At 69.1% G+C, this 12357-nt stretch carries 11 protein-coding genes; 7 read left to right on the top strand and 4 right to left on the bottom strand.

Going from position 1 to position 12357, the window contains the following annotated elements; translation table 11 throughout:
- Together VGO20_RS22805 and VGO20_RS22800 are read left to right on the top strand one after the other, a co-directional pair.
- Positions 1-3193 (top strand): PAS domain S-box protein (locus tag VGO20_RS22805; RefSeq protein ID WP_327504687.1); only part of this gene is annotated, 3193 nt, incomplete at its 5' end.
- A 243-nt stretch (positions 3194-3436) separates the two neighbouring features.
- Positions 3437-4231, top strand: coding sequence for a hypothetical protein (locus tag VGO20_RS22800; RefSeq protein ID WP_327504686.1), 795 nt, complete (start codon positions 3437-3439; stop codon positions 4229-4231).
- Positions 4232-4276: 45 nt separating this feature from the next.
- Here VGO20_RS22800 and VGO20_RS22795 read toward each other — a convergent pair whose 3' ends face one another.
- The 4 genes from VGO20_RS22795 to VGO20_RS22780 all read right to left on the bottom strand — a co-directional run bounded on the left by VGO20_RS22795 (position 4277) and on the right by VGO20_RS22780 (position 7648).
- Positions 4277-5053 (bottom strand): hypothetical protein, encoded by a 777-nt coding sequence (locus tag VGO20_RS22795; protein ID WP_327504685.1) that lies wholly within the window; start codon positions 5051-5053, stop codon positions 4277-4279.
- Positions 5054-5074: 21 nt separating this feature from the next.
- The gene (locus VGO20_RS22790; protein WP_327504684.1) at positions 5075-6028 is read right to left on the bottom strand and encodes a hypothetical protein; all 954 of its coding nucleotides are present in this window, start codon (positions 6026-6028) and stop codon (positions 5075-5077) included.
- 271 nt (positions 6029-6299) lie between these two features.
- A complete protein-coding gene (locus VGO20_RS22785; RefSeq protein WP_327504683.1) occupies positions 6300-6890 on the bottom strand; it encodes a hypothetical protein in 591 nt (196 codons plus the stop codon).
- A gap of 83 nt (positions 6891-6973) precedes the next feature.
- Positions 6974-7648, bottom strand: coding sequence for a hypothetical protein (locus tag VGO20_RS22780; RefSeq protein WP_327504682.1), 675 nt, complete (start codon positions 7646-7648; stop codon positions 6974-6976).
- A gap of 198 nt (positions 7649-7846) precedes the next feature.
- Here VGO20_RS22780 and VGO20_RS22775 point away from each other — a divergent pair, with 198 nt between their 5' ends.
- From VGO20_RS22775 to VGO20_RS22755, 5 genes are all read left to right on the top strand, one after another.
- The gene (locus VGO20_RS22775) at positions 7847-8953 is read left to right on the top strand and encodes a polyamine ABC transporter substrate-binding protein (RefSeq protein WP_327504681.1); all 1107 of its coding nucleotides are present in this window, start codon (positions 7847-7849) and stop codon (positions 8951-8953) included.
- Between the two features lie 91 nt (positions 8954-9044).
- The gene (locus VGO20_RS22770; protein ID WP_327504680.1) at positions 9045-10193 is read left to right on the top strand and encodes an ABC transporter ATP-binding protein; all 1149 of its coding nucleotides are present in this window, start codon (positions 9045-9047) and stop codon (positions 10191-10193) included.
- Positions 10190-11227, top strand: coding sequence for an ABC transporter permease subunit (locus VGO20_RS22765; RefSeq protein WP_327504679.1), 1038 nt, complete (start codon positions 10190-10192; stop codon positions 11225-11227). The genes VGO20_RS22770 and VGO20_RS22765 overlap by 4 nt, the downstream gene beginning before the upstream one ends.
- 20 nt (positions 11228-11247) lie before the next feature.
- Positions 11248-12069, top strand: a complete 822-nt coding sequence (locus VGO20_RS22760) for an ABC transporter permease subunit (RefSeq protein WP_327504688.1) — start codon at positions 11248-11250, stop codon at positions 12067-12069.
- A gap of 76 nt (positions 12070-12145) precedes the next feature.
- Positions 12146-12357 (top strand): SRPBCC domain-containing protein (locus VGO20_RS22755; protein WP_327504678.1); only part of this gene is annotated, 212 nt, incomplete at its 3' end.

The raw sequence follows: 12357 nt of genomic DNA, 5'->3' as shown, positions 1-12357 counted from the left end.
GGCTTCGTTGGACGTACCCGGACCGGCTTTCGCCGGCGTGCTGTCGTGCGACGGCACGGTGGTCGAGGCCGAGGCCGGCCCCCTCGGCGGGTTCCTGTGGGAGTGCTGTCCCTGGCCGCTGCCCCCGGCCGCCCGGGCGGGGCTGCGCGACGCGGTCGCCCGCGCGGCCGGCGGCGAGCGCGTGTGCTGGGAGACGCAGACGGACGCCGCGGCCGCGCGCTTCGAGCTGGTGCCGCTGCGCGGCGGCGGCGGCGAGGTCGCCCGGCTGCTGTGCAGGGCGGAGGGTGCGACCGGCCGCCGGCCGGCCGAGCCGCATGGCCGCGAGGCGCGCATGCTCGCCGGCCTCGAGGCGTCGCGGACCGGCATCTATCTCTGGAACCTGCGCGACGACACGGTCGAGCAGGACGAGAGCATCCGGCACCTCGTGGGCGGGGCGCCGATCGCCAGCGCGCGCGACTACCTCGCCCGCCTGCATCCCGACGACCGCGACCGTCTGGAAGCGGCGCTTCGGCGCTGCGCCGAGACCGGCGCCGACCTCGACCTGGAGTACCGGATCATCGGCCCGGACGGGCAGGTCCGCTGGCTGGCCGACCGCGGCCGCATGGTCCACGACGAGGCGGGCCGCCCCCTCTGCATGACGGGTGCCTGCACCGACGTCACCGCACGCAAGGAAACCGAGAGCCGCCTGCGCCTCCTGATGGAGGCCGGAGGCATCGCCAGCTTCGACTGGAACCTCGTCGACGACACCGCCGAGCTTTCCGAGACCTGGTGGCCGCTGTTCGGCCTGCCCGCCGACGGGCGGGTGCCGACCTTCGAGGAATGGCTGGCGCTCCTGCACCCCGACGACCGCGGGCGCATCGCCGACGGCGTCTCGCGTGCGCTCGCCGGGGCGCCGTACCGCAGCGAATACCGCACGGTGTGGCCCTGCGGCGAGATCCGCTGGCTGGCGACGCGGGGTCTGGTCGAATGGGGGGCGGACGGCAGGCCGGTCCGCCTCTACGGCATGATCGCCGACGTGACCGAGCGCCGGCGCTGGGAGGAACAGCTCCGCGAGGCGCAGGAGATCGCCGAGCTCGGCCGCTGGGAATTCGACGTCGCGACGGGGCGGATCGCCTGGTCCGACGAGGTGTTCCGCCTCTTCGGCCGCGATCCGGCGCTGGGTCCTCCCAGCTTCGAGGAACTGCGCGACCTCCTGCATCCCGACGACCGGCCGCAGTTCGACGCGCTGGTGCGTGCCGCCCTGGAACGGGGCGAGGGGTTCGACGTCGAGTGGCGCGCGCGGCGCCCCGACGGCACCCATCGCTGGAAGCGGACCCGCGCCCGCGCCTTCCGCGACGCCGGCGGCAAGGTCGCCCGGATCGTCGGCACGGACTTCGACGTCGACGACCGCAAGGAGGCCGAGCAGGCCCTGCGCGCGAGCGAGGAGCGCCTGAAGGCCGTCGTCGAGACCGCGGTCGACGGCATCGTCACGATGGACGCGCAGGGGGGCATCGCCACCGTCAACTCCGCGGTCGAGCGGCTGTTCGGCCATGCCCGGGACGAGCTGGTCGGGCAGAACGTGCGGGTGCTGATGCCCGAGCCCTACCGCTCCGGGCACGACGGCTATCTCGCCCGCTACCACGCCACGAAGGAGCGGCGCATCATCGGCATCGGCCGCGAGGTGACGGGCCGGCGCAAGGACGGCTCGACCTTTCCCATGTACCTGTCCGTGGGCTCGTTCGAGCACGAGGGCCGGACGTTCTTCACCGGCATCATCGGCGACCTCACCGAACAGCGCCGGACGCGGACGCTCAACGAGCGCCTCGGCCGCATCGTCGAGGATTCCGCGAGCGAGGTCTACGTCTTCGACGCCGAAACGCTGCGCTTCGTGCGGGTGAACCGCGGGGCGCGGCAGAACCTCGGCTACACCATGGACGAGCTGGAGGGGCTGACCCCGCTCGACCTGACGCCGACCTTCACGCGCGAGCGCCTCGAGGCGCTGATGGCCCCGCTGCGCGCGGGTACGCAGGAGCGGGTCGCCGTCGAGGCCGTGCACCGGCGCAAGGACGGGTCGACCTACGACGTCGAGGTCCAGCTCCAGCTGATGCGCGGCGAGGCGGAACCGGTGTTCTTCGCCGCTATCCGCGACGTCACCGAACGCCGGCGCCAGCAGGAAGCGCTGCGCGAGAGCGAGCGCCAGTTCGAGCTGCTCGCGAACTCGATCCCGCAGCTCGCCTGGATGGCGCGCCCCGACGGTGCCATCTACTGGTACAACGAGCGCTGGTTCGACTACACCGGCACCACCCTCGACGAGATGCGCGGCGAGGGCTGGCGCAAGGTGCACCACCCCGACCACCTGGATAGGGTCCTGTCCCGCCTGCGGTATTCCTGGGAGACGGGGGTTCCCTGGGAGGACACCTTCCCGCTGCGCGGCCGGGACGGCGGGTATCGCTGGTTCCTGTCCCGCGCGCGGCCCGTGTACGACACCGGCGGCCGGATCGCCCGCTGGTTCGGCACCAACACCGACGTGACCGAGCAGCGCCGGGCGGAGGAGGCGCTGCGCGAACTGGCGGACCAGCGCGAGGCGCTGCTGAAGGAGGCCCATCACCGGATCAAGAACAGCATCGCCTCGGTCGCCTCGCTGCTCCACCTCCAGGCGAACGCGCAGCCCTCGGACGCGGCGCGCGCGCCGCTGCTCGACGCGATGCGGCGCGTCCATACGATCGGGCGCATCCACGAGGCGCTGTACCGCTCGGACCGCTACGACGCGATCGACGTCGGCGCGCATCTGCACGCGATCATGGCCGATCTGGCGGGTACGGTGTCGACCCGCGGCGGCCGGTCGCCCTCCATGCGCGTCCGGTGCCCCGCCGGCGTCCGCCTGCCGGCCGAGACCGTGACCCCGCTGTCGCTGATCGCGGTCGAGCTGGTGCTGAACGCGGTCAAGCACGCCGGCACCGAGGAGGAGCTTGCGGTGGACGTGTCCTTCGAGGCCGGATCGCCCCAGGCCGGGCTGCCGATGCGCCTCGAGGTCTCCGACAACGGCCCGGGCCTGCCCCCGGGCGCCGAGGCCGGCGCCCGGGGCCTGGGGCTGCGGCTCGTGCGCTCGCTCGCGCGCCAACTCGGCGGGCACGTCTCCTTCGAGGACCGTTCCCCGGAGGGCGGCAGGCCCGGCACCCTCGCCCGCCTCGTCTTCGCGCATCGGTCCTGGTGACGCACGCCGCCGTCCAGGCCCGGCAAAGGATCGAAAACGGCATAAAACCGCTCCTTCGCGGCCGGCCCGGAAGAATCAACCCACTCCCGTCTGCAGTTCATCTCTGAGAATGCGATGATTGCGCCTCGACATCGGACAAGGGTTGTCAAATGCAGTGTTTCTGGTATCGGTAATGGACGGTGTTCGAATGGTCGCCCAAGTCATCGTATGACTGTATGCATCCTGCCTCGAAGGAGCGGACCGATGGGGAACTTTTCAAAACAACTGCCGTTCGGCATCTGCCCCAGTGAGCCCGGCGCCACGCCGCCCAACCCCATGGCCGACGCGGCGCGGGCCAGGGTCGACGCCATGCTCGACGACATGATCGAGCAGTTCTACACCAAGATCCCCTACGCCAAGCATCTCGGATCGGCCGAAACCGTCAATGTCGACTACTACAAGCGGTTCACGGTGGAGATCATTCTCCGCCTCCGCATGAAGCGGGTCATCGACGGCCTGACGATCCACTACTTCACCAAGACGAACCCCAAGCTTGCCAAGAAATGGTGCCAGTACACCGAGGACGAGATGCTGCATGACGGCCTCTTCGTGGCCGATCTGGAGCGTCTCGGCATGACGCGGCAGGAGGTCTACGAGACCGAACCGCTGTTCGCCACCAAGCTGCTGCAAGGCTATTTCTACTACGGCCTGGAGCACGAGGGCGTCCCGCTCGCCTCGCTCAGCAGCAGCTACTTCATCGAGTACACCTCCGCCCGCACCCAGGAGAAGTGGCTCAGCAACGTCGAGCGGTCCGTCGGGTCGGCTGCCGTGAAGGGGTCGCTCGCGCATGTGACCCATGACGGCGAGGACAACCACATCAACTTCGTCTGGGAGGTCTTGAGCACGTTCATCAAGACGGAGGACGACGTCGAACGGATCATCGCCCATCTGCGCGGCGTCTACCACCTGTTCATGATGTTCTTCGTCGAACTGCACAACCAGGTCGTCGCCAAACAGCCCGAACCCTTCGCCTCCGTGTATCAGGACGCCGCCGATTGAGCCGGGCGCGCGGCGGTTCCGGGGAACCGCCGCGGCACTCCCGGCTCACGACGAGGCGAGCGTCACATCGTCCTTCACGCGCGTCCTCGGCACGAAGAAGGCCCTGAGTATGCGCTCGGCGGCCTGCGGCGACCGCACGAACAGGCAGCCGAGCAGCCGGTCGTCGGGGGTCACGTAGGCCTGGAAATGGCCGTCGATCGGCGCCTTCCCGCACAGGGGCAGCGTGGGATAGAACCCGGTCACCCCGTCGGCGGCGCCCTTGATCACGCCGGTACGCTCGTCGAACACGCGGCCCGGCGACAGCGTGGCGGCGATATCGCGCACCGCCGACATCAGGGCCGCCGGAAAGGTTTCCCCCCCGATCGCCGGGAATATCGCGGTATCCGGAACGCCGGCGAAGGCCCGCATGGCCGAGAAGGACTTGGGATTGTAGGTCTTCAGCACGATCGCCGGCGGAAACGCCGCCCCGTCGCGCAGCAGCCCCGTGAACAGCGCCCGCCAGATCAGGCGCAGCACCGGGCCGCGGTGCCAGGCCTCGCCGATCAGCATGGTCTTGACGTGCAGGAACCTCGTCGAGCGGCATTCCATCCAGCCCCCGACCGCCAGCCCGACGCACGCGCCGCCCGCCCGCTCCCGGGCGATCACTGTCACGTCCTGCGGATCGAGCAGGCTCGCCTTGGTGCGGAAATAGTCCGCGACCCCATAGGTCGGCATGCCGGCTATGAGGTCGTCGACGATGCGGTGCCGCGTTTCGGCGTCGAGCGGGGCGGACGTCCGGTCGCGGATCTCGGTGTCGAACCCCGCGACGTCACCCGGCGACATGGACACGGCCTTGCACACCGGTCAGGCGGCCGTGGGCAGAACCGGGCGGCAGACGAGGCGGTCGGTCGCCGGGATCGGCTTCAACCCTTCCGGCGCGTTCGCCACGAAGTACTCCAGCCCGACTCGGACGCGACTGACGCGCTCGGCCGCGGCCTCGGGCTTGACGCTGTCGTAGGGATGGTTCTGCACGCTGGCGCCCATCTTCAGGAACATGGGTGCTGCGATCTGGACCAGTTCGGACAGCTCGAACCACCGGATGAACCCGCCCTTGGACAGGTAGACGTCGGTGGGGATGTCGAGCGCCGCCTCCGGCGCGGCGGCCCGCATGGCCTGCAGCACCGGCAGCCCCAGGTCGTGCGCGGTCGTGATGGCGTCGGCGCCGCAATCGGCGAAGATCTTCGCGATCGCCGGGTTGGTCGCCATGCAGTGCGACGAGGTCTTCAGCACCAGGTCGCGCGGCAGCTTGCCGCCGGCGCGCAGTTCGCCCAGCACCTTGAGCACTCCCACGTCATAGACGGTGATGCCGCGGCAGCCGAGGTCGCACAGGCGGAACGCCTCGTCTATGCAATGGGCGAAGGCGTCGTTGTTGTTGATCTGGCGGCCCATCTCCAGGCCGAACGGCGTGCGGTAGAACGTGGCCTTGACGTCATACTCCGGACGCGGCCCGAGCCCGACCACCAGGCCGTAGCCGTTCTCGCGGCAGATCGCCAGCATGTCGCCGATCTCGGCGTTCGACAGCAGGAAGGATCCGTGCGTCTCGTCGAAGCGCGTGCAGTAGACGCCCTGGTCCTGCAAGGCGGCGATCGTGGCCTTCAGCTGCCGGAAGGTGTTGATCGCCGGGATTTCGACGCCGAAATGGCCGCCGCCGGAAAATGTGCGGCCCGACGCACGCAATGGAACGTCGTCTCCCGCCGGATAGCCGAGTTCGACCAGCGCCGCACGGCCACGACTTGCACTTCTCGGAATGACTTCCATTTTCCGCACACCATGGAATTACCTTTGCAACTCTTACATGGTGTGTTTCCGATAAGCTTTCTGTCAATAGAGGATTCGAAATCTAGCCGGAAAACTTCAGTCTTATTCCGAGCTGTATTTGCCGCTTTATTACCAAGAATTGTGGCGACGTCTTGCGTCGCCGAGCCGGTGGGTTCGTGTGGAAGGATCTCCGCGCCGGCCGGACGGAACCGGCGCCGCCATGAGGCGCCGCCGCGGATGACGTGGTCCAGGCTGCCGGGAAAGCCGGGCGTCAGACCGCGACGTTGATCCGCGCACCCTGGTTCTGCGTCAGGCTGAGCGTGGTGTCGACCGTCGCCTGCTGGCCGTTGATCAGCCCGCTCAGGCTCAGATTCGCATAGGAGGAAGCGCCGGAGGAGGACAGCAGCATCGCCTTCTTCTCCGAGGTCCAAGTCACGCTGCCGTCCGCCGCGACCGAGACGTAGTCGGAAAGGCGCTGCATGCTGTCGGACAGGAAGGCGGCCCCGGCGGTCTCGGCGTCGGCGGTCCGGTCGACCAGCGAGCCGGCGGTGACGCTGCCCGCCGGGTCCGACGCCGTCAGGCGCAGCGCGCCGCCCTCGTTGGAGGCGGTGACGCCGCTCAGCGTGCCGTCGGTGACGGCCTGGTTGATGGCCTCGACCAGCGCGTCGACGTCCTGCGCGCCGGTCAGGGTGAAGACCTGCTCCGTGCCGCCGTCGACCGCGAAGCGGATCTCGTCCCCGGCGCTCGGCGTCGCGGCGCCGAGCGCGTAGTCGGCGTGGCCGGGGGTGTCGAGGCCGTTGCCGGCCGTGATCGCGGCCGGCGTCGTGACGTCGCCGGTCTTGTCCGTCAGCGACCCGGTCACGGTGCCGTAGACGTCGGCGAGCCCCGTCGCCGGATCCGTCGCGCCCAGGCGCAGCCGGCCGTCGACGACGCTGCGCTGATGCCCTACAGGGTGCCGTCGGACACCGCCTGGTTGATGCCGTCCGCGATCTCCTGGACCGTCGTCTCGGTCGTCACCGCGTAGGTCTGCTCGGCGCCGCCGAGCGCGCGCGCGACCGAGAAGGCGATGGAGTCCCCGGCGGACAGCTTCGAGGCGTCGATGGTGAAGTCGAGATAGCCGGCGCTGCCGCCGGCCTCGTTGCCGAACAGCTCGCTCGCGTCGTCGATGGCGCCGTTGTCGTTCAGGTCGACGCCGAGCACGCCCTGGCTGCCGCCGTAGCGCGAGGACGTGATGCCGTAGGCGTCCGAGGCGAGCTGGGACTTCGCGGCGTTCGTGTTGGCGTTGACGACGTCGACGAACACCAGCCCGGAGACCGTACCGGAGTCCAGCAGCTTGTTGAAGCCGGTCAGCGTCGCCGCCGTCGGGGCCGCCGAGTAGGTGGTGTTCCGCGTCGCGCCGAGCTGCTGGGGGTCGGTGTCGTACTTCGATTCGGGCGGCGCCGAAGGGATCGTCGTCGCCCCTTTGCCGTAGGCCGAGCCGCTCTCGTCGTTCAGCGCCTTCCAGTCCGCGGCCGAGCTCTTCTGCTCGTCCTCGCTCATGCTGTCCCAGATGGTCTGCCTGTACAGGTCATCCATCTTGGAGAGGTTGAACATGAAATATGAGGGCATCGAGATCGACACGCCGGCTCCTCCAGCTCGAGTGCATTCTGCGCGGATGTAGACCCACTACCCCTATCGTAGCATGGCGCGGTTGCGCGTCCAGAGGAGATTTAATCGCCCCGATCCGGCCGGAATTTGGCTCGAACATTGACAATCGGGCCCCCGGGCGCTGCAATGTCGCCGACCGGAAGCCGCCCGAACGAACAGGTCGAGGACAAGATGGACAAGAAGCTCGCAGCCACCCTGGCCGGCGCCGTCGCGGCGGCCGCGCTGCTCGCGCCCGGCATCGCCGCCGCGCAGGGCCAGGTCAACATCTACAACTGGAACGACTACATCGGCGAGACGACGCTGCAGGACTTCACCGCGGCCACTGGCGTCGCGACGAACTACGACGTCTACGACAACCTCGAGATCCTCGAGCAGAAGCTGATGGTCGGCAATTCCGGCTACGACGTCACCGTGCCGACGGCCGAGCCGACCATGTCCAAGCTGATCCAGGCCGGCGCGCTGCAGAAGCTCGACAAGAGCAAGATCCCGAACTGGAAGAACCTCGACGAGACCCTGATGCGCCAAGTCGCCGAGCGGACCGACCCCGGCAACGAGTACGGCGCCATCTACGCCTGGGGCACGATCGGCCTCGGCATCAACCCCGACAAAATCCGCGAGCTGGCGCCGGACGCGCCGCTCGACAGCTTCGACCTGATCTTCGACCCGAAATGGGCCGAGAAGCTGGCGCCCTGCGGGATCACGATCCTCGATTCGGCGACCGACACGATCCCGACCGTGCTCAACTACCTGGGTCTCGACCCGAACTCCGAGAAGCCGGAGGACCTGCAGCGGGTCGAGGAGACGCTGATGGCGATCAGGCCCCACGTGAAGAACTTCGTCACCGGCCAGACCATCAACGACCTGGCGGCCGGGGACAGCTGCGTGGCGCTGGCCTATTCGGGCGACGTGATCCAGGCGCAGGCCCGCGCCGAGGAGGTCGGCAGCAACGTCTCGGTCGAGTACGTGACGCCGAAGGAAGGCGTGCAGCTCTGGTTCGACATGCTGACCGTCCCGGCCGGCGCGCCCAACGCCGACGCGGCCCACGCCTTCATCAACTTCGTCCTCGACCCGAAGGTGATGGCCGGGATCACCGACTACGTGAACTACGGCAATGCGGTGCCGGCCTCGCTGGAAATGATCGACGAGGCGGTCAGCTCCAACCCGGCCGTGTTCCCTCCCGCGGCGGCGCGCGAGCGGATGTTCACGGTCCAGGCGGTGTCGCCGCAGGCCGACCGCCTTCGCACCCGTTCCTGGACCCGGGTGAAGACCGGGCAGTGACGCCTCCGGTCCCGACCGGTCCGATGCGCCCCGGCCCACTCGCGGCCGGGGCGTTCCGCTTCCGAACGACCCGCGTCCAGCCCGAGGGGCAATGACCGCCCATCCTTCCCGCAAGTCGAAACCGGACCCCTGGCGGGACCCCGCCGAGGCGCCGTATCTCCGCATCGAACGGGTCACGAAGGCGTTCGGCGACTTCACCGCCGTCGACGACGTCAGCCTCGACATCTATCGCGGGGAGTTCTTCTCGCTGCTCGGCGGGTCCGGCAGCGGCAAGACGACCCTGCTGCGCATGCTGGCGGGCTTCGAGACGCCGAGTTCCGGCCGCATCTTCATCGACGGCGCCGACATGTCGGGCATTCCGCCCTACGAGCGGCCGGTCAACATGATGTTCCAGTCCTACGCCCTGTTCCCCCACATGACCGTGGAGCAGAACGTCGCGTTCGGCCTGAAGCAGGACCGGGTGCCGAAGCAGCAGATCCGCTCGCGCGTCGCCGAGATGCTGGACCTGGTCCAGCTCGGCCGCTTCGCGGGGCGCAAGCCCCACCAGCTCTCGGGCGGCCAGCGCCAGCGCGTGGCGCTGGCCCGCAGCCTGGTCAAGCGGCCGAAGCTCCTGCTGCTCGACGAGCCGCTCGGCGCGCTCGACCGCAAGCTGCGCGAGCAGACGCAGTTCGAGCTGGTGAACATCCAGGAACAGCTCGGCATCACCTTCGTGATCGTCACCCACGACCAGGAGGAGGCGATGACGATGTCGAGCCGCATCGCCGTGATGCGGGAAGGCGCGATCGCGCAGGTCGGCACGCCGGGCGAGGTCTACGAGTACCCCAACAGCCGCTACGTGGCCGGCTTCATCGGCTCGGTCACCCAGTTCGAGGGGCGCGTCGTCGAGGACGGGCCCGACCACGTCGTGGTCAGCTCGCCCGAGGCGGGATGCGACCTCCATGTCGGCCATGGCGCCGCCGTCCCGATCGGGACCCAGGTCTGGGTCGCGGTGCGGCCGGAGAAGATGGCCCTCTCCCACCAGCAGCCGGCGGGCTGCGACGGCCGCAACCTCGCCCGCGGCGTGGTCCGCGAGATCGCCTATCTCGGCAACATGTCGACCTACCTGGTCGAACTGGCCTCCGGGACGCGGGTCCGGGTCACGATGCCGAATGTCGGCCGCATGACCGAGATGCCCATCACCTGGGACGACGAGGTGTGGGTCCACTGGCGGCCGTCGGCCGGCGTGGTGCTGACCCGATGACGCCGGTCGTCCGTCCCCCCGGCGGCCATCCGACCGCGGCGGTTCCGGTCGAGGCGGGCCCAATCGAGGCGGTCCCGGTCGAGGCGGGCCCGGTCCGGGTGACGCGCGGCGCCTTCGGCACCATCTCGGGGCTGTTCCGGCGCACCGGCCTGCGCGGCCGCAGCCTGGTGGTCGCGGTGCCCTATCTGTGGCTGCTGCTGTTCTTCCTGGTCCCCTTCGCGATCGTCCTCAAGATCAGCTTCGCCGACATCGCCCTGGCGCTGCCGCCCTACACGCCTCTGCTGGAATGGGCGCAGGAGACCTATCTCACGATCCGGCTCAACATCGGCAACTACCTGTTCCTGGCCGAGGACCCGCTCTACGCGGTCGCCTATCTGAGCTCGATCCGCATCGCGGCCATCTCGACGCTGCTGTGCCTTCTGCTGGGCTACCCGATGGCCTACGCGATCGCGCGCGCCGATCCCAGGTGGCGCGGGCCGCTGCTGATGCTGATCATCCTGCCGTTCTGGACGTCGTTCCTGATCCGCGTCTACGCCTGGATCGGCATCCTGCGCCAGGAAGGCTTCCTGAACTCCGCCCTGCTCTGGCTCGGCGTCATCGACCAGCCGCTGCAGATCCTCTACACCGAGACCGCCGTCTATGTCGGCATCGTCTACAGCTACCTGCCCTTCATGATCCTGCCGCTCTACGCGACGCTGGAGAAGCTCGACGGCACGCTGCTGGAAGCGGCGGCCGACCTGGGCGCACGGCCGCTGACGACCTTCCTGCGGGTGACGCTGCCGCTCTCCGCGCCCGGCATCGTCGCGGGCTCCATGCTCGTCTTCATCCCGGCGGTCGGCGAGTTCGTGATCCCGGCGCTGCTCGGCGGGCCCGGGACGCTGATGATCGGCTCGGTGCTGTGGAACGAGTTCTTCGCCAACCGCGACTGGCCCGTCGCCTCGGCAGTCGCGATCGCGTTGCTGCTGCTGCTCGTGGTCCCCATCATGCTGTTCCAGCTCTTCCAGGGCCGCCGCCAGGAGGCGGAACGGTCGTGAGGCGCGGACCCGGCTTCGCCATGTCCGTGCTCGCCTTCGGCTACGCGTTCCTGTACGTGCCGATCGCGCTGCTGATCCTCTATTCCTTCAACGATTCGCGCCTGGTCACGATCTGGGGCGGCTGGTCGGTCCGCTGGTACGCCTCGCTGCTGGAAAACCAGCAGCTCCTGTCGGCGGCGTGGCTGTCGCTGCGCATCGCCGCGGTCACCGCGACGGTCTCGGTCGTGCTCGGCACGCTGGCCGGCATGGCGCTCGCGCGCTTCGGCCGGTTCCGGGGCCGCACCCTGTTCGGCGGCCTGATCACCGCCCCGCTGGTGATGCCGGAAGTGATCACCGGCCTGTCGCTGCTGCTGCTGTTCGTGACGCTGGAACAACTCGTCGGATGGCCCGCCGGCCGCGGCATGACGACGATCACGATCGCCCACATCACCTTCACCATGGCCTTCGTCGCCGTGATCGTGCAGTCGCGCATGGCCAGCCTGGACGAAAGCATCGAGGAGGCGGCGATGGATCTCGGCGCGCGGCCGGCGAAGGTCTTCCTGGTCATCACGCTGCCGATCATCGCGCCCGCGATCCTCGCGGGGTGGCTGCTCGCCTTCACGCTGTCGCTCGACGACCTCGTGATCGCCAGCTTCGTGTCGGGCCCCGGCTCGTCCACGCTGCCGATGGTGATCTTCTCGAGCGTGCGGCTCGGCGTGACGCCGGAGATCAACGCGCTCGCGACGCTGATCGTGCTGGTCGTGACCGCCGGCATCATTCTGGCCGGCGTCCTGAACGCCCGCCGGGAGCGCCAGCGCCGCCGCGACGAGCGCCTGGCCGCGCAGGCCGAGGAGATCGCCTAGCTTACTGAACCATATGGTTGACCATTCGCTTCGGCGCGCCTATGCTTAACCATATGGTTCAATATGGGAGAGCGCGATGAGCGACTACGGCACCGTGACGGAGCCGGGCACGATCCGGTTCGAACGTCTGCTGCCCGGACCGGTCGAGCGGGTCTGGGCCTATCTGACGGACTCGGAGAAGCGCGGGAAGTGGCTTGCCACGGGGCCGATGGAGATGCGGGCCGGCGGCCGGATGGAGCTGCGTTTCCGCCATGCCGACCTCTCGCCCCATGTGGCGGCCGTCCCCGA

Origin of the sequence: Arenibaculum sp. (genome assembly GCF_035998295.1) — a bacterium.
In the GTDB taxonomy this organism is placed as follows: domain Bacteria; phylum Pseudomonadota; class Alphaproteobacteria; order Azospirillales; family Azospirillaceae; genus DASYHS01.
Note: the sequence above shows the minus strand (reverse complement) of the source record. Positions and strands in the feature narration are given on the sequence as shown.